The organism is Candidatus Omnitrophota bacterium (assembly GCA_014728045.1).
Classification (GTDB): Bacteria; Omnitrophota; Gorgyraeia; order Tantalellales; family Tantalellaceae; genus WJMH01.
The window spans coordinates 58,588-83,171 of sequence record WJMH01000006.1 but is presented as its reverse complement, the minus strand read 5'-3'; the positions used below and the strand labels follow the sequence as shown (position 1 = coordinate 83,171).

The window sequence follows — 24,584 nt, the reverse complement described above, 5'->3', positions numbered from 1 at the left end:
TGATTGACACAGGCCTTTAAATTTGTTATATTAATATAAACCTACTTAAAGTTAAGAGAAGAAATACCCAGAGAAACCGTAATATTTTAAAATAAGGGAAAGTATGTTTTTGGAGAGGACCAGACAGAAAGTGCTGTTTCGTGTAGTCGCGGTTATAACGCTTATATGCTTTATTTCCTTTGATTTCGCATGGGCTTATCCCCAAGGTGCTTCTGCCGAAACCACTCTCGCCCAGCAGACCCTTTTAACTTCTGATGATATTCCCGATTCGGTGGCAAGAGCGACTGCAAAATATCTTGAAGTTGCCCTGTTAAAGGATCTCAGGAAAATGCCTCTTGCAGGCGTTCAGCAGATGCTCAAGCGCCTAAGAGAAATATCACAGGAGAATCTGCAAGACACGGTGATCCGCGTGGAAGGGTCCGCCCGCAAAGGCCAGCTGTTTTTCTGTCTATCTAACGGGTGTGTGCTCAGGTTCTTTAATCCCAGAATGGAAGGATTGCTTCTTCCTGAAGGCATGGAAAAAGCTTCCTGGGAAAAACCTCTTAACGAATACCTTTCGTGCCAGTTGCTCAAACCAGCATCCAGCACCGCGGAGACCTCTTCTGCAAAAACCAAAAATGCAAGATTCGAACGCAATATTGAGACCAGCTCGACCGATCCGATCGTCGAGAGAGTTCGCTCGGCGCTTAACGGCGACAGAAAGATAATGGTTCTCATTGACGGCGACCCGGGAACCGGCAAGACCTCTGTGGTAAGCCAGGCCATCCTGGAAATGGTCCCTTCTTCGATAGTCATTTCGCTTGATAAATACATTGCCCCGGATAGATCGCTCGAAGTGCAGAGGTTATACGGCGATCTTATAGGAGCCCACCATACCTATAAGGTCATTGTCTTTGAAGGGGTCAACCTCCAGCATTCGCTCGGTCAGCTCAAATACGTTTTCAGCCTTGGTATTGGAGAAGGTTTTATTTATGATGAGCTGGGCCGTTACCCGATAAGTGTTAAGACCAGAACTAAGGACGAAACCGAAAGGCAAAGGTTTTTAAGGGCTTCCTCCCGGGATGATGATTATTATGCTGAAAGGCTCAGCGTGAGGCAAAGGATTGATCTTGTAAGGGGTTATGACTTCATATTCACAAGAAAGCCCGAAGATGGCGCGACCAGCGAGGATGAAGAGGACCCTTCAGATCATCTCGCTCCCGCGGTCATCCCGCCATATCTTTTCGCGGATGTATCCGTATGGACCTTGATACCGGTGGTAGCTCTGACATTGCTTGCCGTGGTCAACATCAGGCTGCTTGTAAGGATCTATCTCGCCAAACGGCATATCTCTGAATACCTCAGTGAGAAAGACCCGTCTGCAAAGAACCAGCTAATGGACAAATGGGGCATAAGACCGAAACACGGAAGGATGCAGATAAGCGTTGCCAGAGGAGTCCGGGTATTCGCCTGTAAAAGACCGAATACGTCCTTTGACACTGAAACGCTGTATGTCGGCGGCAGGATGCGTTTTTGGTATTACCCGGTGAAGCTGATCTTCTATATCAAAAGCAAGCTTTCGCGCCGAAGCATGATAAAGAAGTTCGCGCTGATGCTGGAGCGCGAAGAGCTCATCTCAAATATAAATATGCAGGACTTTTTCGCCAGGATCGAGGCTGCCGGCATCAATCCCGATCACCTTGCTTCTTTCCGTGAGAGCCTTAGCAAGGCATGTTTTGAAATATGCAGACTCAGGGAAAGCGGATACAGCTTCATTAAGATCTCTGAGGAAAAAGCTCTCAGTGTCCTGAAAGTCGGTCCCGCCCAGAAAAGGCTGGGAGAAGTGCTTGTGAACAAATCACCGGATGATATTTTTGATCTTTACAGGACGCTCATATCCCTTATCGGTATCGCAAATAAATTCGAACCTGAACCAGCTGACATCGAGGAGCTTTACCTGTTCCTTGTTGCAATAAGGGACTTTTCACAGGAAGACTCCACCCGGGAGGCCGCCAGGATACAAAATGAGAACAAGCCTTTTTGGGAGAGGGTATTGGATGAAAAGGTCTGTTCCGCGGAAATAGAAACCCCGCTTCCCGTGCAGGGTAAAGAAGGTGCGCAAAAGCGTCTGCTGGAACCTGAGATCGTCAGGCCTGGGGAAGAGGCATCTGCTGTGACCGATCGGGATGAGGCCGACCAGAGGAACAGCGTTCTCAGGGTATTCGACGCGGTAATGTCGGATGAGATACTCAGCACCAACCCATTTACGAGCACCGAGTTCAAGCAATCCAGACAGGGTGAATTCGCCATGGGTACGGTCGTCTACATGCTTGAAGTTCTTGGTAATCTTGGTGTCCTCTGTGTTTCCAAGGACGGGGATAAACAGCGTTTATACCATCTGGATGAAAGGTTCCATTCCATGCCCTTGGAGAAAGTAGAGCTTGTAAGGTCACTGCTTTACAATATGGGGGATGAATACAGCGAAACAACCCTCGCGAACGCCCGAGCATATCTTAACCAGATATACTGGGGCTCTGGCCGGAGGGGTCCTGATCCGCGCAATTATGCTTTCGGGGCTATACCGGTTTTCGGGATGGAGGCAGGTTTATTAAGCGCTTTCGCCTGCGGATTGGCGGCACTTTACTCTTTTCTTAATCTTTATGCATGTTTCAGGATAGCCAGGGCCAGGTCTTTTCTCAGGAAATATCTGATGGAAACCGATCCGGTAAAGACCCAGCTTATGGAAAAGACCGGAAAATTTAATGTTTATACCCGAGGCGGTATTCATTTCATCTATGCCGGTAAGGGAATAGTAGTAGAAGGCCTCAGGAACGCCTCCGGCAAAGTGATCACGAATACTGTTATTTACACCGGCTGGGCCAGAGTACTGTATTTTCCGATCATTGTGGCCAGGACCTTGGTGGCAGTTCTGCAATTTCTGTTCGTCCAGATCCCGGAAAATAACTTTCAGCTTATGAGGATTATCCTGAAGGGAAGGAAGGAATGGAAGGAATTCATGGCTCTTTCCCAGGAAGACCCCCGATGGGCCAGGCTGCGCTATAACATATTCAGGGACTCGAGAGGTCTTTACCGTCAAGTGCTCCCGGGCATACGTATATACGGCCAGAAAGGGATCGGCGGCCGCGTGAAAACGGATGTAAGGATCAGGGACCTCTCCATGGCCTTCTACTATTTTCCGACGGGTCTTTTCATCTGGTTATCTCAGATCTCTTCGGCTAAATTGAGAAGGATCATTGATGCTCTCGTGGAAAAATGGCGCAGGATTTCAGGCTTTTTAGAAAAACTGAGCGTTTTTCGCCAGAAAAAGAGCCGGGCGAAGAAACTGCGCCAGCTCTCGGCAAAGAACAGGTTGTTCAATACCAGGGGGATGGAGTTCTTTCTCGAAGCGACCAGGGGATACGCTTTCCATGACAAGCTTGTTGAAAAACTCGCAAGGACCTGTCTGAAGATAGACGAAATGTTCGAAGAAGGTTTTAATTTCGCCATAACTGATGTTAACGGCCAGCTCCCGTGGAAGATGATAAAGATAGAAGAAGGCCTGACCGCAAAAGAGGCTCTTTCATCAGGCAACAACGCAGCTCTAGGTAAGGTAGCGGGCTATCTCCATCGGAAACTGAGCAAACTGGACCTGGATAGGCCGGATCCCGATATCATGTGGGAAGTTTACCATATAGCCATAATGATATCCGATCTTGCGACCAAGAAGGATGACGGGCAGTTTGCCAGGACACTTCGGATTAACCGTATATTCAAGGCGCTGCTCTCGGTGCTTATCGTTCTTATGTTCCCGGTCCTGGTATACGCTGCGCCCAACCTGTCGTATACCTATTATTCCGTATCCGGACGCATAGAAACAGAAACTTATGTTGATGACTGGGACGGCGATACCCCCGGCGACACTTCCGATGACGTGCCCGCGGGCACTGTGGACCACAGGATAGACGAGGCGTTCTACGACAACGGGACCGCGGGGGATACCTCGGACGATTACGGCAGGCTTGACAGGAGAACTGATCCGGATGGAAGTTACCAGATATATGAATATTACGCGGGGACCGATGATATCCATTTTATAAGGGGTTACGATTCTGGTGGAGATCCGGTCTTCGTTTACGAGACGATAAGTCCGACCTTTGCCATTAAAACCTTTACAAACGGTGCTGGAGCTTCTTACAGGATCGATTCGGGGGAAACATATATTAATTCCGAGAGGGATACCGACGGGACCATCCGGACCTATGAATATGATCTGTCCTGGAACATGACAGAGATGATGGTATATCATCCTGACGGGAGACAGGAAAGACACGATTACTCGCAAGGAATAATCGAAGAAATCATTCCCGGGTGGAAATTCTACCGTGGAGCCAACCTGCCCTGGATGAAATACGGATACGACATAGGTGACGGTGTTCACGGGGAGACCCATGAAGGTCTTAGCACGAAAAGAGAGCAGCTCTTGCAGCAGCTCGACCGGTTCCGGGGGTGCACGGTACGGGTTTTCATTTACTGTGACATAAGGAGCGGGATCACTTTCGACGCGGGAGGGAGCCCGACAGGGCTTACCACTCATGTTTATGAGGATATGGACGCTCTGGTAGAAGCGGCGCAGGTGCTCGGGATAAGACTGGTGCCCGTACTTTTCGATTACATGATCGCCGATAACGTCAGCATGGAAGGGGCTAACCCCGTGGGAGAATATCCTGACCTTATAACGGACAGTGCCAAAAGGACCGCCCTGGTCAACGCGTTGAGACCTTTTATAAACCGTTATGCCGGGCGCCCCGAAATACTGATGTGGGATATTATCAACGAACCGATCGAGATCACTACCTCGACGACGATCTCAGTACTACAGGTTCAGACCTTCATAACCGATCTCATTCAGATGATAAACAGTGAGGCCCCTGGCACATGGACCACAATAGGCGCCCAGAACCGTCAGATCCTTCTGGATAACTGGACGGATCTCGGCCAGGACATCGACCAGTCCCATTATTATGATTACATGGCCCCCTGGTATCCCCTCACTGACGGGATACTTACCTGGGGCTCCAGTCTGAACAGTTTCGGTTTCTTTTTCGGTGAGCTTGAACCGACATCTGTTCCCGCTAAATATGGTGATATTTATGCGAGTGGCGTGGACGGCGGGGGCCTGTTCTGGCAGGATGACACAACTTACAGCATAACCGACATTCAGGCGGACGACATAAGACACTGGTATGAATCGGTGATACAGAGGCCTTTCCCGCCGAAAGTGGTCAGTGTCACCGACAGTAACGGCGGCAGGACCTTTACTGTGACATGGCAGCCTTATACGGGCGTTCTTTCCGGGTCGGTTACCGGCTATACTGTCAGTATAGGAGGGGAGACCTTCTTCGCCCCAGGTGCGGGGACCACATCGCTTGTTGTCGACCTGCCCGACCATATATATTCGGGAACATACGAGCTGAGCGTCCGTACCGAAATGCCTGAACCTCAACGGGACAGTGATTACTGCAGCCCGGTTTCAATTTACGCGGGAAGATCTCCGACGGAATCTCGTTCGGGAGGAAGCTGCAGCGTGGCACAGGGCAAATTACCTCCGTCTTCGATCTTCGGAACGCTTCTGCCTTACATGGTGCTTGTTCTTGCGCTATTAATGTTACGGCAAAATACCAGCAGAAAGAAGAGAAAGCAAGATAAAGAAGGATCCTCAGACGGCCCGCCGGAACTGCCTGGGCGCATAGCCAACAAGGTAGGGGTAGTTTCAACGGGTAAAGGTAATCTTTTAGCGGGTTTTTTGACGATCACCTCTGATGCGGATCTGGCTGGCAACACTTTTACCAGAAGGGAGTTCCAAGCCAGGAGAAAGAAAAAAGACGGCACGCTCTTTTCATATACCACTATATCCACCGAGCTTGAAGGACTGACCGCTTTAGGTATCCTCGGATGTGCCAGGTCACGCAAACCTTACAAATATAAGCTTGACAGACGTTTGTCCCGAGCACCGCCAGCTGTCATCGAAATGGTCAAGAAAACCCTTCTCTCCTTAAAGGCGAGGCCCTCCCAAAACGTTCTGCGTAAGAAGAAAAAAGAGGTGAGGGATGCTCTAGCTCTAACTGATCTCAACTTGAAAAAGACCTATTATGTATCCGCTTCTGATGATGATGCCTTCTCGCGGTTCGTGCACGAAGTGGAAAAGGACCTAGCCAGGTTCGCCCTGGAACTGCCGGCCGGTTATAAGTTGTCCTTTGCCGTACGGGAGATCATTATGAACTCATGGGAGGCTGTAAGGAAAAAAGCCCAAAAACTTTCGGCAGAGGAGCGCTCTGGGTACGAAGGGTGGATTAGATTGGAGGCAGAAGCACGATCGGATAGCCTCCAGATCATTGTCACCGATAACGGTAAGGGCATGGATAAATGGCCCAGTTATTGTCTATCATTGCCCTGGGGCAAGGATATAACGACCGATCTGCCATGGTCGAGCAAAGAAAGCGGGGGAGGCTCCGGGATATCCCTCGTAAGGTCGATAATGTCAAGATCAGGGGGATTCGTTTCGTGGAACAGGGGCGATGAGGGAGGAACAAGGGTTTTCATGTCCCTGCCGCTGAACCTCATAGATTATAGCGTTACATCTGGAGCGGACGGTCTTTCCGCGAAAGGAAGCATACTAAACGGATATAAAACCATTATTAAGAACGAATTCCTTAGGCAGAAGACTTTCATGAACAGGCAGTTCCAGGCGGCAAGGGAAAAAGAAGGTGACCCCTCTTCCTATACAACGGTCAAATCGGAGCTTGACGGTCTGGTGGCGCTGGGGATCCTGAATGAAAAACGGCCGGAGAGACCCTTTGAACCGATAGAGTACACCCTGTCTGAAAGATATCGCAGACCCGGCGATGATCTCGAAGCGGTGCTGAAGCTGCTCGATCTCCTGCCGCCAAGACCCAGTGAGGATGAGCTTAGATGGATAAGGTCAAAACTGGACGAACAGGTCTTCGCAGAGGGCGAAGCCCTTACCTATTATTACCTCAGGGCGCTCCCTCAAATGAACTACCGGTTGATACGTCTGGCCGCGGAAAGGGCGACCGTTGAGAAAGAACTGGCAAAAGATCCCGATAACAATCAGAAAAGAAATCAGCTGGATGAGTGTCTTAAGAAGATACGTATCCTCAGGGCCGAGATCACCCTGGAAGGTGAACTTATCTCAGGTCCGGATTATCCCCTGAGCCGTACCAGGGGGAGGGATTACCGTTCCGAGGCTCGAGACAGGATGCGAAGGGCGGTCATACTCATAGAAAGCAGGAACGAACCGGCGGCTTCGGCTCTTTTGAGAGCGGCCAAACAGAGGTTCGCCGAGGAGCTTCTGGCCCTTTCGAAGACCAGAATAAAGCTGCGGGGTCCCAGGGTCTGGCGCGATGTCGAGGATAAAATGCATAACATCCTTCGGGGCCAGTACCTGACCCGCGGGATAAGTTCTGACAGGGAAGTTCTTATAAAAGAATGGGTGCCGCATAAATCGGATATTATATGGCAGGGAATACGTTCCTGCGACAGGGAGATCGACAACATTCTCAGGGAACGTGACTGGGTTCTCGGTGTAGGAAAGAGACTGAAAGGTCATATAAGCCTCCTCCGTCGGCTAAAGAAAGATCTTCCCGCTGTCCGGTCGGGCGAAGTATTGCCGCAGCCGGAGATAACGGACGAAGAGAAAAGCTCGATGAAGGAACTTTTCAGCGAAATAAAGAGAGCTTACAAAAGCGCGCTGGTCGAGGAAAAAGTGATCGTCCGTACCGCCATTGAAGCGGCGATGGAACTTCTGCAGATCGGTGAGTACCGGGGTATGCTGGAGGAAATGGAAGCTGCCAGAAGCCTTTTACGTAAAAGGTACTATTCGCTTAACAGGCAGGTGGAAAGGATCGGGACCGGCCGCTTGTCCGCTTTGAGGGAATATGTACGCGGTCGCAACAGCAGGATCATCTGGAAGCTTGACAGGATAAGGGAATTCTTCGATTCCGGGAACCGCCAGAAAGCCCGCGACTGGATGCTGGGCATGACAAGGCAGAAAGATATACAGGATGAACCCGAGTTCCACCGCATGCTTCCGGTACTGTGGCAGGCCATAAACAATATCTTCAAGGATAGCCGGGGTAATACCGTAAGGCGCAATATAGGAATAATGAAAGAACGGGTCAGGCTGATGGTGTTGCTGGATTCATTCATGGACGGGTTAAGAGAAAAATACGTTGACGCCAGGATGAAGGGTGATAGGCAGGCTTGTTACGACAGGATTTTCACCGAGGATTTCAACCGGTATCTTGAATTCGCCAGAAAGAATAATATAGGAAGGGGCTCACCACGGCTTATATGGGTTGTTCTGTATCTTGCTGCCTATGTAAGCATGAACATGCCCGATCCCGACAAACCCTCCAAAAAGACGGAAAATCCTATGTTTACCGCTATGCTGGACCTGGTGAGAATGCTTGAAGTCGACAGCATATCAGATCTTGCGGCTGCTTTTCAGAAAAGAAAGAACAAGTACTCACGTGTTTACGCCATATTGCAGGAATATGAGCGCAGCGGGCTTAGCCGGCTGGATACCCTTTCGCCCCTGGAATTCAGAAGGCTCGTTGAAGCTTTGTCAGACGATGCGGGACTTAGCGAAAAGCAGCGCGAAGAAATATCCAAGCCGGCATCGATAAGCGAAAACACGGTATTCCTTACGGACACAGCGCGTCTGCATATTGATTGGCGAAGTATGTGGAAAGAACATCTTGATACGGTAGCTGCCGGTAAAGTTTACCCTTCAATGACGGAAGAGTACAGGCAGCTGATCGCCTGTTCTCTTGATCCGGCCAGATGGCCCGCTCTTTTTGAAGAAGACTGGGAAGAAGATTTTGTCAAGGAGATAGCGGCTCTTACATCCGATCAGCTTGCCGAGAAATTCGCTTCGTACTACAACCCGGAGAATAGATCCCGCAAAGATTTAAGGCAGGTCACCGCGTATACCGGGGCAAAAGCCACCATAAGCGATATTTACGTGAACATCCTGCCGGGTCTTGAATTGCCGAATCTTCGAAAGAGCGCCAAGGAACGGGTATGGATGATTCGGGAGTGGATCTACCGGCACTGGGAATCTGTGCCCAAGGAGAGCTCTTACGATGTTGCCGCAAGGTCCGACCGCGGGAAAGATCTTTCTCGTAGAATATCTCAAGAGAGAGCGGTCAGGTATATAGAGGAATATTACGATCCGGTCTCGCGGGGAAAGCATTCTAAAGATGCGGAAACGGCGAAGATATCCGGCCAGCTGTCTGCTGGATATCTTAAGACGCTCTCGGAATGGCTTCTTGACGGGCGGAAGAAAGTTCTTGCGGTAAATACCCGGGACGGAAAGGCGGCGGCCGTCTTTTCAAGATATGCTCCAGAGGTCGCTGTCGTTGAAGAGAAGCGCACCTCTTATACTGGCGTCAACGAGTCCATGCTGGACCTTTCTGAAGTAATCGATAACGGATGCCTAACAGTTAATTACGGCAGCATGACCGATATGAAGATATCAGGATACGATCTTGTGTATGTCTCCTGGTCCGATCTAGAGCCCGATCATGAGAAGGAAACGATAAAACGCATCAGGCAGAAACTGCTGCATGAGCTAAAGCCGGGAGCTTATTTTGTGATGACGGGATTTGAAAAGAGCCTGGACCTTCCCGGTTTCAAAAAAATAGAGCCGGCTTTTGACGCTCCCTCAGGGCAAAGCGTCCAGGTGTTCACAAGACCGATCGATGTAACCGACGAAGGCGCTGAAGAAACCGTTGTAGAAAAAGAACCGGGCCAGGATCGCGTCCAGCAGGTCACGAACATAAGGTCGTTTAAGCGCCTGATGCATATGCTGGGGATGATAAGGAGGAAGAAACATCTGCCTCTTGAAAGGGATGTTGTAGAGGCCTGGATCCGCTACCTCGACAGCCGGGGCCTTGTTGAAAAGCGGCTTGAAGAAGGCACGTGGATAGTGGCGATCAAGGATGAGGCAGCTGATTACATTGACAGCGAAGCGCTGGATGAAAAACTCGCTCTTTCCATAATGAGGGTTGCAAAAGCGCTAAGAAGATGGGTGTTCACGTCCGAGGGTGGTATCAATGCGGTGAACTTTAGGGCATCCGACGGGAAATGGATGATAGTTGGGTTCAAGTCGGGACTTACTGGAGACGTTATTGAACACGAACTTAAAGAAACGGAGCTCAGGAGGGAACAGCCATCCATAAGCTGGGTCCAGGCGCATAACCAGGCGGTGGAAGAGACCGGTATAGGCGAAAAGCTTGATGCCCAAAGCGAGGAAAGCTCCGCGGACAGTGATATCGGTTCCCTTTTCGGCATGAGATGGCCAAAAAGGGCTCGGAAAGCACCGGGGTATCTCGAGGTAATGGACGAGCACGGAAAGATAGACACACAGATAGAGCGCCTTTCCGACAAAAAGAAGGTCCACCTCAAGGACATTGAAACCTCTCAGGAAAGAAACGTTATCGAGGGGGTCGTTAATTACCTTAAAAAGGAAGTGACGCGCCTGCGTACTGAGGAGATCGAATTCTTGGACCTATTGCATAAAATATCCCCCGACCTGACGGAAAAGAAGAACGCCATGGAAAGTATAGATGAAAAGATCAAATATCTCCTCCAGGCAGGTGTTGGCAGTTACGATACTTCTTACTCGGCGACCAGGACCACCATGTTCAGCGGTGAAGAAGCCTACAAGTACTTGTGGAATTTCCTTAATTCGGAACGGACGGACCGGCCGGACGGCGCGGAACTTGATGCTTTCATCGAGAGCGTGTGCAAAATGCAGAAATGCCTGGAAGAACTTAAGGTGCATGCCAAGACAAATACCCTTAATGCGTACGAATTGGCGCTCATGAAAAATATCAGTGAGATGATGAACTGGCTTTTCGGTGCACTTGAAGGCGGCCAGAACTCCGGAGCTGTCATGTTGTCTGCCACCGCATTTGAGAATCAGATGAAAAGGGCGACGGATATGCTCTACGGGTATATAGAGCGCGATGACGCGATAGGGTGCGCCCGTTTTCTTGATTCAGACCAAGTCGTGAAAGTGAGGACCATTCAACGAGTCCTTGATAAAGTCGCGGCTGAAGTAGGGCTCAATGATATCATCTTTAAACAAGGTAATGCGAAGATGCTCATGTCCCTGTGGAACGATTACGTGTCCAGTTTCAAAAGACTGAGGGACAGGGCTATACGGAAACTAAGGCTTGAATACGAAAATGAGCAGGAAGAATACGAGAAGCTCACTGGAAAGAGGGATTCTTATGACGCGGGCAAGAGCAAAGCCGTGAATAGAAGGATCTTCATAAACGGGATATTATCGAATTTCAGAAGGATGTCCGAGGACGAGGCCTACCTTAAGGGAAAGAAGGGTATTTTTGTGTGCGATACCGGGGGCGACTGTTTCGTTACGGGGCAGGATTCACATATTGAAGTGGATGCGGGAAATATTTACATCACCAGGAAGTCCTTTGAGGATCTTCTGGCGGTCGATCCGGTGGAGTTCTCCGCGCTCGCGGCAAGATTCATACGTCTTTACGGCGAAAGGGATCTACTTCTCGAGAACTCGGTGGAAAGATGCAATCTTGTTACCGGATATCTCCATAACAAATTAAGGGCCTTGAGGGTTGAATTGGGTGAAGCGGGCGAGGACAAGACCAGGATAGAGGAAGTAACATCTAGGATGTCCGAGCTCAGCAAGGAGATACTTCAGCTCGAGAAAGAAGAGAACAGTATAACTTCACAGGATGACCCGGCAAAGATCCTTTCGTGGCTATTGGAAAAACTGGCGGATACGAGGGAGTGGGTCAGGAACATTCGCTACATGGACTGGAACGACAGGTACGTGGAGTTCACCCCCAACATGAGATTATTGAAAGAGATACTTCGGGGGCGGAAGAGGATGCTGGAAATTGAAATAGAAATAGTGAAAGCAGTCTCTTTCCCGAGCGGGAAAAGATCGCAGATCATCTCAAGCCTGGAAGGTGAGCTTGAATCCACTGAAAAAGCCCTTGAGGAAGAAGCGGCCGTTGTAGAACATATACATGATATTAACCTTGGGTCCGTGAGGCATCAGGCAGGAAAACACGGATCAGCCTTTTTCGCTTTACCAGCTCCTTATATCACGGGGGCAGGCGTGGTGGGTATCGTGCTGACCGCTGTAGTGACCACTATGGTCCTGCACGAGGTCCTCAGGCAACTGTGGATAAGAAGCAGGGTGCGGGGATTTGCCGAAAGGTATCCCGGGCTGGACGGGATATGTCAAAGGATCTTCACCAGATCGATCGTTCCCGCTTTCATGGTGAATGGCATCTGTTACGTTCTGGGGGCCGATCCCTACAGAGTGACCCTCAAGGATGTCCTGGATGGCCCCGGGGGCAATATTACAGCAGACGAAGAGGTGGCGCTCATAGACAATTATTACCGCACCGGCGAGAAGAATAAGACCATCATTACTTCAAAAGCAACGGCCAACGGCGCCATCTTCATTTCATCCAGAACGGCCGATCTTGCTCTTATCGCGCGGACATTCCTCGACAGTGAAAAAACCGCTCTTGATCTGGGAAGTGGCAGCGCCAAGGGAGTGGCCGTGTTCTCCAGATATGCCGGTCGGGCAAAGGGCATAGAACAGGACGCAAGGCTTCACGAACAGGCTGTGGAGTGTCTTAAGACACTTTCGGCAAACATGGACATGACGAACGCCGAAGTGGCGAAAGGTAACTTTTTCAGGGAAGACTTTTCCTCCCATGATCTTATATATATTTTCTGGCCTCTCTACAAAAGGAAATTCGAGGAACGCATAAGGCAGAAGCTTGAAGAAAAACTTCTACGGGAGCTTAAGCCGGGGGCGGTCTTCGTGATGAATAATCCTCTGCCGGGAGTTTGTTTCAGCAGGCTCGAAAGGGTCGTTGATACCAGGTTCGACAAGACACATATAACCGTGTACCGCCGCCCGGCAGGGATAGAGCGACTCTCCGAGGATGAAGAGGATGCCCGGGAGCAAGGTTTTGTCGACATCAAAAGTGCAGTGGATTCTGAGGATCTCAGAAGCACCCGTCAGGCCGTTGAGAAGGCGAACGAACGAGGTGAGATAAAGGCGATAACCCTCAACGGGCAGAGCATCAAGGATGCTGAACACCTGAACAGCCAGGCGGAGGAGATGGCCGATTTCAGGAAAAATACCATGGAATGGTTGAAGAATATGGGGCTCTCAGAGAAGGATGCCTATGATGCGGGTCTGGTCCTGGGGGAGCTAATGTACAATATTGTCAATCATTCCAAGGAAGAGATCGCCGAATACGAGGATGATGTATTCGGAGTGGTGGCCTGCCGGGCGCGCCGCGCGGGAAGTAAGATACAAATAGATATTTTTGCGAAAGATAACGGTTCAGGTTGTGATCTGGCCAGGCTCATGCATAACATAAAACTCGTCAAGAGCGAAGGTCTCACCAAGAGGAGCGGTAGGGGCATATTCTTTACGGCCATGGTGCTCGACGGCGCTGCCGGCGAGAGGCTTCTCATGCGGTCTCTCGGTAAGGAGCTTCTTTTTACAGGCAGTATGGATGAAGAGGGCGTGCCTGAAGGCAAGGTGAGTTATCGTTCGGGTACGGGGAATGGTACTTACGTGACGATGCAGCTGAACAGGCTCTTGGAAGGAAAAACCGGTAAAGAGGACCGGGAGAAGGCCGACAGGGCTGAGCCGGAGGAAAAAGCCGTTACGGACATCGAAAAGATCAAAGAGCGCTTTTTGAAAACATATCACCAGGCGCGTAAGATATCCTGGACATACCACGGACACAGGGTACGCGGGGTTATCGAATACGACGAGTGCTTCGAGGAACTGGTCATCCGCCCGGAAGAGGACTATTTCGGAGAAAATCCCGCCTTGGAAGTTCTGGAAAAGCCGGCTTCACAGATGTTCATAGCCCCGGAAGGCTCGTTCGGTATCGTGAAAGTTGAATTCAGGATGATCCATGGCAAGCCCGCCATGGTTTTTGATGAGATACAGGCTTCACGCGGATACAGACTGCTCTTGAACAGCGCTTTACGCAAAAGATACAGAAAATGGATAGAGACCGCCCTGAGGTCCATGGTCAATACTGCCAGGGGTCTCGGGATAGAACAGGTTTATGCTTCCGGCAAGGACCGCATCGACAGAAGATACCAGAGAATGAACATATCCATAAGGGACGTCAATCTGTGGGAGCATTACGAATTCCCGTTCAGTGATAAAGGATGGAGAAGCGTTGTCCTGCCGGCGGGCTCATGTCTGGGCGAGATCTACCAGGAGGATAAGGAAGCTTTCTCTCTCTGGCAGCTTGATGAAGACGAATATGAATATATAGCCCCGCAGGGGCCTGTGTATGAACAGGCCGAACAGGTCGATGTTATGGAAAGGATATCCCGCGCGGTCCCGGAACTGGTCAACGCTCTTTCTACGGCCGGGCATGACAGGAAGGTAGTTATCGTCGTTGACCGGGAGATCGGCCCTGAACCGGCCAGGGACCAGTTGCGGAAGATGATGGACTCGCTCAGGCATATGGGTCTTGGGGATGATCTTTTGAGTGAATTCCTCAGCAACGTGATCATACGCCACGGTCCTGCCGGTGTATTGAGCAGCAGCCTGGAGTCGCTGGTGGAGAGGGGCGAACTGGAAAAAGAGAACATCATTATCATAACCAGCGAGAAGAACCGCCAGGAGTATTTCTCGGGATTTGAGGGGATCTCCACGATAACAGGTATCGACGACAGTCAACTCACGCAGGAATACTACTATCCGCTTGTCGAGATAATGCTGTTCACCGTTGCAAGAGCTCTCAGATACGACAAGGATGAGCTCATACGCTGTTACCGCAATATCAGTAACGGCCAGCAGCTGGACGATGAAGCCATATGGAGCGTGTGCTGGGATGAGGAAGCCGGCTCTTACCGCACAACGGCGGTGATCAGGCTTATCCCCGGTGCGGTAAAACTGCCCGGTGACAGGGCGCTCTATAAACAGATACGCCGGTACATAGCCTCTCGAGCCTGATCTTATTTTCATATCTTTCCCCGCCGTGATATAATACTTTCATGCAAATGCCGGAACAGGATATATCCAGAAAGCTGAAAAACGGAAAAAGAATGCTGTCGGTAGCCGAATCCTGTACGGGGGGTCTGCTTTCAAGCCGCATCACTGACATCCCCGGTAGTTCGGCGTATTACCTCGGCGGTATTATTGCTTATTCCAACCGCGTGAAGATATCGGTCCTGAAAGTACCCGAGAGCCTTATAAAAACACACGGTGCGGTGAGCCGACAGGTAGCCCGGGCAATGGCCAGGGGTGCGAGGTCCCTTCTTAATACGGATATATCAGCGGCGATCACAGGTATTGCCGGTCCCGGCGGCGCCCGGCCGGGTAAACCCGTAGGCACGGCGTTCATGGCTGTTCTCTCGGGGGATACCGAAAGAACACGCAAGATACACTGTAAAGGCACCCGTGAACAGGTTAAACAAAAGTTCGCAACGGCAGTCCTTGAGCTTATATCAGAAAACATATGAAGAAAGTGCGTTCATTTATAGCGATCGAACTGTCCGAACAGGCCAGGCTGGAACTGGCGCGCGTCGCCGATACCCTCAAAAGTTCCGGGGCGGCCGTTAAGTGGGTCAAGCCCGAATCGGTGCATCTTACCCTTAAGTTCCTCGGTGAAGTTGAAGAGGATCGCCTGGTGCGTGTTGCAGAAAAACTAAAGGATATAGCAAAAGGCACAAGCCCCTTCGAGTTCGTCCTGGAAAAAATAGGGGTTTTCCCTAAATGGGAATATGCGAAAGTGCTCTGGATAGGTCTCGCCGGAGGGAGCGACGAGGTAAAAGAAATAGTTTCTAGGGCCGAGCGGGTACTGCAGAAAGAAGGGTTCGATAAAGAAAAAAGAGCATATACCCCGCATCTTACGCTTGGCAGGATAAGGAGCGCAAAAAGGAAAAAAGAACTCAGGGAACTGACCGAAAAGACCCGGGTCAATCCTGTTCCCAGTCGCGTTTCAAGGATAATTCTTTTCAAGTCGGAGCTCACCCCCGAGGGTGCTGTGTATACGGAGATGGCTTCGGCAGAGCTTGCCGGCTGATAGACCGCCGGTGAAAGTATCCCGCCTTCCGAAAGGTCTACAATTAAGATGAGAGATCACCCCTATGGGGAACTAAAGTTAGCTAAAAGGTATGATCGCCCTCAGGAGCTGCTACCCGATACGCATATTAATATTGAAATATTCAGACCCTATTGTATAATAGAGAACAATAATTATAATACTAATTAATAAAGGGAGGTAATTATGTCCAGAACATCCAAGGGAAAAGCTTCTACAAAAAACAGCCAAGATAAGCTCGCCCAACAAAACTCATCCGGCAAGAAAAAAGCACTGGAAATGGCCCTCAACAAGATCGAGAAGGATTTCGGCGAAGGAGCCATAATGAAAATGGGCGAAGGATACAGGGCGGACATAGCTTCGATCCCGACAGGTGCGATCGGTCTGGATATAGCCTTGGGGGTGAACGGGGTACCCAGGGGCAGGGTCGTTGAGATATACGGTCCGGAGTCAAGCGGCAAGACCACGCTGACCCTCAGCATACTCGCCCAGGCACAGAAAGCCGGAGGGGAGACAGCTTTCATAGACGCCGAGCACGCGTTCGATCCTGTTTATGCTGAAAAGATAGGGGTCAACCTGGACAGCCTGCTCATATCACAGCCTGACAGCGGCGAACAGGCCCTGGAAATAGCGGAGACCCTGGTAAGGAGCAACGCGGTCGATATAGTCGTTATCGATTCAGTGGCCGCTCTGACACCCAGGAAGGAGCTTGAAGGCGATATGGGGGATTCGCATGTAGGCCTGCAGGCGCGCCTTATGAGCCAGGCGCTGCGCAAGCTGACGGGAGTTATCAGCAAGTCAAAGACATGCGTTATCTTCATAAACCAGATCCGCATGAAGATAGGGGTCATGTTCGGCAATCCCGAGACGACTACCGGGGGTAACGCACTCAAGTTCTATTCCTCCGTGAGGATAGACCTCAGAAGGATAGCATCCCTTAAGAAGGGGGACAAGGTCATCGGCAGCCGCATTAGGGCCAAGGTCGTCAAGAACAAGGTCGCGCCGCCGTTCAAGAAAGCCGAGTTCGATATAATGTTCGACGAGGGCATATCGCATTCCTCATCCATAATTGATATAGGGGAAGCGACCGGGGTGATAAAAAAGAGCGGAACGTGGCTTTCGTTCGGCGAGGAAAAGATCGGTCAGGGTAAAGAGAACGCTAGACTGTACCTTAAGGAAAACCCGAAACTGATGAAACAGATAGAGACGGAAGTCAGAAAGGCCATCGCATCCACAAGCTAAGCTTATTCGCTGAACCTCTCAACCACAGGATAAATGCGCAAGGAACCGGAGAAGGAACTTAAAAGGTGCAGGAATTACTGCCTGCGGCTGTTATCCTCAAGGCAAAGGACCGAGAAAGAGCTGAAAGTCCGGATGAGGGCAAAGGACTATACGACCGACCATATAGCCGTGACAATTGGCGCTCTCAAGAGGGAAGGACTTGTTGATGACCTCAGGTTCGCCGTTGACTGGATAGACGAGAGGCTGAGAAAAAGCCCTCGGGCCAGAGGCCTTTTGGAAAAAGAACTCGAAAGAAAAGGTGTCGATGCCAAAATGATAGATGAGGCAATGTCAAGAAGGGAGAAGCAGCTCGATGAGAAGAAGATGGCCGTTGAGCTGGTGAGCGGCATCGTTCAGGACGAAAAAACCCCGCAGGACAGGGACAAGATGAAGGCGAGGCTTTTCAGTTTTCTTCTGAGGAGGGGGTTCGATGCCGAAACAGCCGAAGAGGCGGTTAACGAGGTGCTCGGATACTGAAATGGAAAATTCAACGGGATACATACGACAGAAGTTCCTTGAGTTCTTCGAGAAAAAGGGCCACAGGGTCGTGGAGAGCGATCTTCTGGTGCCGAGGAACGACCCGACCCTGCTTTTTACCGGGGCAGGTATGAACCAGTTCAAGGAACAGTTCATGGGAAAGAACATAACATATACCCGGGCCGCTTCCTGTCAGAAATGTTTCCGTACGGGAGACCTGGAGAACGTGGGCAAGACCCCGCGTCACCATACATTTTTCGAGATGCTGGGCAATTTTTCCTTCGGTGATTATTTCAAGGAAGAGGCGATACTCTGGGCGTGGGAATTCATGACAAAAGAGATGCGTCTTGATGAGGACAAGCTCTGGGTTTCTGTCTATAAGGATGATGATGAGGCCTATCGCATCTGGGCCGATCGCGTACAGCTCCCGCCAGGAAGAATAGTGAAAATGGGAGAGCATGATAATTTCTGGCCGGCGGACGCCCCCTCCAAGGGGCCCAACGGACCCTGCGGGCCGTGTTCCGAAATATTCTATGACCAGGGACCTGACTCTGGTTGCGGACGGGAAGAATGCACCCCCGCATGCGGGTGTAACAGGTTCCTTGAGGTCTGGAACCTCGTCTTCACGCAGTTCGAAAGAAAGCCCGACGGCACGCTTGATCCGCTGCCGAAGAAGAACATTGATACCGGCATGGGGCTTGAGCGTATGGCGGCGGTCATGCAGAAGGTCAGGACGAACTTTGATATCGATATATTCAGGCCTATTAACGAAGATGTTGAAAAGTACATGGCCAGCCCCGGCAAGGGCGGCCGCAAAAAAGAAGAAGACGTTCATCTTATTGCGGACCATATCCGTGCAATTACTTTTGCTATCTGCGACGGGGTCTCGCCTTCGAATGAAAAGCAGGGTTATGTAGTGAGGAAGCTCATTCGAAGGGCCTATTTGAGGAGCGACAGGAGCGGGCCTTTTCTGTATAAGATCGTGCCTACGGTAGTAAGGGTGATGAAGGACGCCTACCCGGAACTGTCCGAGAAGAGAGAACATATAAGCGCGATAGTGGAAGAGGAAGAGAAGCGTTTCAACGAGACGCTGGATGCGGCGACGCCCATACTGGAGGATATGCTCAGAGCAAGACCCGAAGAGCTCTCGGGGGAGCAGATCTTCAAGCTTGTTGATACCTACGGCCTTCCGGTCGATGTCATCGAACAGGAATCGGACGTGTCTTTAGACATGCAAGGCTTCGAGCGACTAATGGAAAAGAGGCGCGAGCAGTCGAGAAAAGGAAGCTATATAACCGAAGAGTTCATCTTCAAGCCCGAGAAGTTCAAGGGCGTTGAAAAGCCGGAAAGCTCCGATGAGCTGCCCCTGGAGACCGAGGTCAAGTTCATCCTGCTCGAGGAGAAGGCCGTCAAGAGCGTCGGTGAGGGAGAAAGGGCCGAGATAGTGGCCGATCCACAGAGCGCTAGATTCTATCCCGAAGGAGGCGGGCAGGTCGGAGATACCGGACGCATAGAGAAAGAGGGTTGTGACATAAAGGTCCTTGACACTTTCGAGGCCGAGGGCATGAAGGTCCTGGTCGTTTTCGTGAAAAAGGGAAGTCTCGAGAAAGGCGACCGGGTCAGACTATATCTCGATACGGATAAGAAGCAGATGACCGCCATCAACCACACGGCCACGCACCTGTTGCAGGCAGCGTTGCGGAAGGTCCTGGGAGACCAGGTGAAGCAGTCCGGTTCTGCTGTTGATGAGAAGCGGCTGCGCTTCGACTTTACACATATGAAGAAGCTTTCCGAAAGGGAGATAGAGAAGGTCGAGGAACTTGTGAACGGTTGGATACAGGACGGTATCCAGGTAAGCAAAGAGACAAAGCAGATCAAAGAGGCCCATGCCGAGGGGGCGCTTTCTTTCTTCGGCGAAAAGTATGATGATACGGTGCGGGTGGTCACAGTTGGAGAGCACTCGAAGGAACTCTGCGGCGGAACGCATGTGGATAACACTTCTGAGATAGGCATTTTCAAGATCATATCCGAAAGTTCGGTGGCCAGTGGCATTAGGCGCATAGAAGCTGTGACCGGCGATAACGCCGAAAGGTGGTTGAAAGAGGAGCTTGAAAATTTCATAAGGGAATACCGCAAGGCCGCCGACGGCGATGCTGGGTTGGACAAGGATATTGAGAAAAAGGCCGAGGGTATCGCTTCAGGCAGGATCAAGATCGACAGGGACGTTATAAAGCTTTATGAAGAGGAGATAAAGCCCGCGTTCACCCGGGCGATCGAACGGCTTGAGAAGGCAGCCAAGAAGAAACAGAAGAAAAAGCAGGCGGAGGCCTTCGATGAGGCTAAAGACCGGGCCGACAAGTTATTGACCGAACGGGTGGAACTTCCCGAGGGTGATCTCGTCTGCGGGGTCATACCGGATGTCGACATGCAAGTCCTCCGGAGGGTGACCGCATATCTTGAAAAACAGACCAGATCCGGTATAGTTCTACTGGGTTCGGCTAAAGGCGACAAAGCTTTCCTGATCTGCGCGGTTACGCAGGATATGGCCGACAAGGGGTATAACGCCAAAGATGTGGTCACGGCGATCTCGGGTCATATATCCGGCGGTGGCGGAGGCAAGGCGGTTTTCGCACAGGCGGGAGGCAAAGATCCCGAGGGACTGGAAAAGGCGGTCGAAGAGGGGAAGAACATCATAAAGGGGACATGATGAGGAGCATTAAAGTAGGCAGTAAGGTATTTGAGGGGCTTGTCAACAGACATGATCAGGGCAGAGTGCGATTGCAGAAGAAGGTTTCAGGGATACTCGAAAGCGTCCGGAAGGACGGCGATGGCGCCGTTTTAAGATACACCAAACGTTTCGATAGGATTGACATGAGGAAAAAGGACCTCAAAGTCGGCGAGGCGGAGATAAGCGGTGCCTACCAGGACATAAAACCCGAGATCGTGAACACTCTCAAGAAGATAATCCGCAACATCGACAAGTTCTACAAGAACCAGGTCCCGAAATCCTGGTCAATACAGCACGAATCGGGTATAGAGCTGGGCGAGAAATTCGAACCCATAGAAAGGGTCGGGGTTTATGTCCCGAGCGGGACGGTGCCCTTAGTTTCGAGTGTTTACATGACAGTGCTTCCGGCGAAGATAGCGGGGGTAAAGAGGATAATTCTCACCTCCCCCCCAAACGAGTACAAGAGCATCGACCCGCATATACTGGTGGTCGCCGACCTATTAAAGGTCGATGAGATATACAAGGTGGGAGGGGCCCAGGCTATAGGAGCCCTTGCCTACGGCACGAAGACCATACCGCGGGTGGACAAGATAGTAGGTCCGGGTAACGAGTATGTCACAGAGGCAAAGCGCCAGGTCTTCGGTCACTGTGACATAGACATGCTTGCCGGACCCAGTGAAGTTCTGATCATAGCAAACAGGTTCGCCAACATCGATTACATAAAGAAGGACCTGCAGGCGCAGGCGGAACACCATAAGGGGCTGGCTGTTCTGGTGACCCCTTCAAGAAGGGTGTTCAACGCCCTCCATAAAGACCCGGAGGTGAAGGGGTACATAATCAAGGTCAAGAATCTTGATGAGGCTGCTGAAATATCCAATAGAATAGCGCCGGAACATCTCCAGCTTATGGTAAAGTCACCAAAGAGGGTCCTTAAGAACATCACCAATGCGGGGGCCATTTTCCTGGGGCAATATACCCCGGTAGCTCTGGGCGATTACGTGGCGGGTCCGAGTCATGTCCTGCCGACAGGGGGCACGGCGCGGTATTCGTCGGGTCTTAATCTGAGGAGTTTCATTAAGAGTTCGCACATAATCTCGTATTCACGTAAGGCACTTTCCGGGTCCGCCGGATGGGTGAAGGAGCTCACGGAACTGGAAAAACTCGAAAAGCACTGGGAGTCAGTCGGGATAAGGTGCGAATAAGTGATCCTGACCGGGAATGGAGGGAATATGTCAATATTCGGCAAAAGTTCATACAGAGAAAGAAAGATAGAGTACGCCAGAGAATCCAAGGAAACGCAGATCAAGATACCCGTTCTTAACATTGACGGCACGGGCCAGACGAAGATCACGACCTCTATAGGGTTTCTGGACCACATGCTCACGCTTTTTTCTTATCACGGTTATTTTGACCTTGAGCTTTACGCTACTGGGGATACCCACGTGGATAACCACCACCTCAACGAGGACATAGGCCTGGCCATGGGCGAAGCTTTCAGGAAGGCTCTGGGGGAGTGTAAGGGAATAGCCAGAACAGCTTCAGCGGAAGTACCCATGGACAAGGCAAGAGCCAGAGTCGTGGTAGACCTTTCGAACCGTCCGGCATTCGTTTTTGAAAGAAAAGGTAAATTCCAGGAAGCGATCAAGGACGATGAAGGTTATTCGATGCATTACGCGCAGGACTTCCTTACCAGCTTCGCGAACAAGATGGCGATGAATCTCCATGTTGAGATAACCGGGGAAGGGGACTTGCACCATTATCTTGAAGCGGCGTTCAAAGCGCTTGGTATCGCCATGGACCGGGCGACCAGGATAGACCCAAGAAGAAAGGACGAGGTCCCTTCAAGCAAGGGTATACTGTAGGAGAGTCATGATCGGTATCATAGATTACGGAGCCGGTAATTTAAGGAGCGTCCATAACGCGTTCCGGTACATAGGTGAGGAAGTGATCATCTGTGCGGATCGCGCTTCAATGAAGGATGTGGATAAACTGGTGTTCCCGGGCGTCGGTTCCGGCAAGGACGCGATGGAGGGTCTTGCGAAAAGGGGCCTTACCGGGGCCATAAAGGACTATCTGGGTGACGGGCGGCCTTTTCTGGGCATATGCCTGGGATTACAGCTTCTTTTCACCCGCAGCGAGGAGAGCGGCGGGTGCGAGGGTCTGGGGGTGGTCGAAGGTAACGTCAGGCTCTTTCCTCGGGCAGAGGGGCTGAAAGTGCCGCAGATAGGTTGGAACACCGTTAATATATTAAAAGAGGGATGTCCTCTCTTTAAAGGGGTCCGGAGCGGGTCGTATTTCTATTTTGTGCATTCGTATTATTGCGACAGCACCGAAAAAGAGAGCACCTGCGGGATCACCGAATACGGGCTGGAATACACTTCCGCGTTATGGAAGGACAATATTTACGCTGTACAGTTCCATCCCGAGAGGTCACAGAGTAACGGACTTAAAATACTGGAGAACTTTTCAAGATTATGAAGATAATACCAGCTGTAGACATTATCGGCGGTAAGACCGTCAGGCTCAAACAGGGTGATTACGGCCGCAAGCTCAAATACGAGCTTTCACCTCTGGATGCTGCAAGGAAATGGGAAGCCATGGGTGCGGAGATGCTCCATGTCGTTGATCTGGACGGCGCAAGGGAAGGCCGCCCAGTCAATCTGGACACCATACGGGAGATCGTAAAAGCTCTCAGCATACCCGTCGAGGTTGGAGGCGGTTACCGCAAGGAGATCGATATTAAAAGCGCGCTTGATCACGGCGTTTGGAGGGTCGTTGTCGGTACCAAGGCTTTCCAGGAGCTTGATTTCGCCAGGAACTGTATCACGGATTTTCGTGAAAGGGTCATCCTCAGCGCGGACGCAAAGAACTTCCAGCCCAAGGTGGAAGGCTGGGAGGAAGAGATGGACTTTGATCTGTTCGATATCCTGCGCAAGTTCGTCTCCTTCGGAGCACGCGAGATCATCTATACGGATATACAGAAGGACGGTATGCTCGCCGGGCCCAGCACGGATCACCTGGAAAGGATTCTACAGGAGGTCAATATCAAGCTTATTTCAGCCGGAGGGGTAAAGACCGTCGATCACATAAAAGGGCTTAAAAAGCTTGAACCGCTGGGTCTTTCCGGTGTGATCGTGGGAAGGGCGCTTTACGAAGGGACCATAGACCTAAGGGAGGCCATAGATGCTGGCAAAGCGGATAATACCCTGTCTTGACGTTAAAGAGGGCCGTGTCGTAAAAGGCGTCAATTTCGTCAACCTGATAGATGCCGGGGACCCTGTCACGAACGCTGAAATATATAATAATGAGGGAGCGGATGAGCTGGTCTTCCTTGATATAACAGCAAGCCACGAGAAGCGCAAGACGATGGTCGATGTCGCCGAAAGAGTGGCGGAAAAGGTTTTTATGCCCTATACGGTCGGGGGAGGTATCTCCACTACCGAGGACATACGGGAACTTCTCAACGCCGGTTGTGACAAGATATCGGTTAATACCTCGGCCGTGCAGAGAGAAGAACTTGTGAAGGAGGCCAGTTGCAAGTTCGGTTCCCAGTGCGTGGTGGTCGCCATCGACGCCAAGATGGCAGCTGCCGGCAAATGGGAGGTTTACATAAAGGGCGGAAGGGAAGCTACCGGTATCGATGTGGTGGAATGGGCAAAGCGTGTTCAAAACCTCGGTGCTGGCGAGATCCTGCTTACCAGCATGGATCGTGACGGCACCAGGGACGGTTTTGATATCGATCTTACCCGTACGGTAAGCGAGGCGGTATCCATACCGGTGATAGCTTCCGGAGGATGCGGCAATATGGAACATATATTGCAGGTCCTTACCGAGGGCAAGGCGGACGCGGCCCTGGCCGCTTCCATTTTTCATTTCAGGGAATATTCAATACGGCAGGTAAAGGAGTATCTTAAAAAGAACGGTGTACTTGTAAGGGAGTAGAA

At 50.9% G+C, this 24,584-nt stretch carries 11 protein-coding genes; all 11 read left to right on the top strand.

The features are described from left to right. The first annotated feature begins 103 nt into the window (after nucleotides 1-103). The 11 genes from GF409_01335 (at nucleotide 104) to hisF (ending at nucleotide 24,582) form a co-directional block, all read left to right on the top strand. The gene (locus tag GF409_01335) at nucleotides 104-15,064 is read left to right on the top strand and encodes a hypothetical protein (protein ID MBD3425855.1); all 14,961 of its coding nucleotides are present in this window, start codon (nucleotides 104-106) and stop codon (nucleotides 15,062-15,064) included. Between the two features lie 41 nt (nucleotides 15,065-15,105). Next, complete coding sequence (locus tag GF409_01330) at nucleotides 15,106-15,573, top strand: nicotinamide-nucleotide amidohydrolase family protein (protein MBD3425854.1); 468 nt, start codon at nucleotides 15,106-15,108, stop codon at nucleotides 15,571-15,573. After that, entirely contained in the window at nucleotides 15,570-16,136 is a 567-nt protein-coding gene (gene thpR, locus GF409_01325) for an RNA 2',3'-cyclic phosphodiesterase (protein MBD3425853.1), read from the top strand. Before GF409_01330 ends, thpR begins: the two co-directional genes overlap by 4 nt. Nucleotides 16,137-16,340: 204 nt before the next feature. Further along, a complete protein-coding gene (gene recA, locus GF409_01320) occupies nucleotides 16,341-17,396 on the top strand; it encodes a recombinase RecA (GenBank protein ID MBD3425852.1) in 1,056 nt (351 codons plus the stop codon). Between the two features lie 33 nt (nucleotides 17,397-17,429). Further along, nucleotides 17,430-17,912, top strand: coding sequence for a hypothetical protein (locus GF409_01315; GenBank protein MBD3425851.1), 483 nt, complete (start codon nucleotides 17,430-17,432; stop codon nucleotides 17,910-17,912). Next, nucleotides 17,866-20,619 (top strand): alanine--tRNA ligase, encoded by a 2,754-nt coding sequence (gene alaS, locus GF409_01310; GenBank protein MBD3425850.1) that lies wholly within the window; start codon nucleotides 17,866-17,868, stop codon nucleotides 20,617-20,619. Before GF409_01315 ends, alaS begins: the two co-directional genes overlap by 47 nt. Continuing rightward, on the top strand, nucleotides 20,616-21,842 hold the full coding sequence (gene hisD / locus GF409_01305) for a histidinol dehydrogenase (GenBank protein MBD3425849.1): 1,227 nt from the start codon (nucleotides 20,616-20,618) through the stop codon (nucleotides 21,840-21,842). The genes alaS and hisD overlap by 4 nt, the downstream gene beginning before the upstream one ends. Nucleotides 21,843-21,869: 27 nt before the next feature. Beyond that, the gene (locus GF409_01300) at nucleotides 21,870-22,502 is read left to right on the top strand and encodes an imidazoleglycerol-phosphate dehydratase (GenBank protein ID MBD3425848.1); all 633 of its coding nucleotides are present in this window, start codon (nucleotides 21,870-21,872) and stop codon (nucleotides 22,500-22,502) included. 7 nt (nucleotides 22,503-22,509) lie between these two features. After that, nucleotides 22,510-23,118, top strand: a complete 609-nt coding sequence (gene hisH / locus GF409_01295) for an imidazole glycerol phosphate synthase subunit HisH (protein ID MBD3425847.1) — start codon at nucleotides 22,510-22,512, stop codon at nucleotides 23,116-23,118. Beyond that, nucleotides 23,115-23,855, top strand: a complete 741-nt coding sequence (gene hisA, locus GF409_01290) for a 1-(5-phosphoribosyl)-5-[(5-phosphoribosylamino)methylideneamino]imidazole-4-carboxamide isomerase (protein MBD3425846.1) — start codon at nucleotides 23,115-23,117, stop codon at nucleotides 23,853-23,855. The genes hisH and hisA overlap by 4 nt, the downstream gene beginning before the upstream one ends. After that, complete coding sequence (hisF, locus tag GF409_01285) at nucleotides 23,824-24,582, top strand: imidazole glycerol phosphate synthase subunit HisF (GenBank protein ID MBD3425845.1); 759 nt, start codon at nucleotides 23,824-23,826, stop codon at nucleotides 24,580-24,582. Before hisA ends, hisF begins: the two co-directional genes overlap by 32 nt. The last annotated feature ends 2 nt before the right edge of the window (nucleotides 24,583-24,584 follow it).

Coding starts and splice junctions, on each gene's coding strand:
- GF409_01315 (MBD3425851.1), top strand. CDS start 17,430: ATGCGCAAGGAACCGGAGAAGGAACTTAAAAGGTGCAGGAATTACTGC.
- thpR (MBD3425853.1), top strand. CDS start 15,570: ATGAAGAAAGTGCGTTCATTTATAGCGATCGAACTGTCCGAACAGGCC.
- hisA (MBD3425846.1), top strand. CDS start 23,115: ATGAAGATAATACCAGCTGTAGACATTATCGGCGGTAAGACCGTCAGG.
- hisD (MBD3425849.1), top strand. CDS start 20,616: ATGATGAGGAGCATTAAAGTAGGCAGTAAGGTATTTGAGGGGCTTGTC.
- recA (MBD3425852.1), top strand. CDS start 16,341: ATGTCCAGAACATCCAAGGGAAAAGCTTCTACAAAAAACAGCCAAGAT.
- GF409_01335 (MBD3425855.1), top strand. CDS start 104: ATGTTTTTGGAGAGGACCAGACAGAAAGTGCTGTTTCGTGTAGTCGCG.
- GF409_01300 (MBD3425848.1), top strand. CDS start 21,870: ATGTCAATATTCGGCAAAAGTTCATACAGAGAAAGAAAGATAGAGTAC.
- alaS (MBD3425850.1), top strand. CDS start 17,866: ATGCCGAAACAGCCGAAGAGGCGGTTAACGAGGTGCTCGGATACTGAA.
- hisF (MBD3425845.1), top strand. CDS start 23,824: ATGCTGGCAAAGCGGATAATACCCTGTCTTGACGTTAAAGAGGGCCGT.
- GF409_01330 (MBD3425854.1), top strand. CDS start 15,106: ATGCAAATGCCGGAACAGGATATATCCAGAAAGCTGAAAAACGGAAAA.
- hisH (MBD3425847.1), top strand. CDS start 22,510: ATGATCGGTATCATAGATTACGGAGCCGGTAATTTAAGGAGCGTCCAT.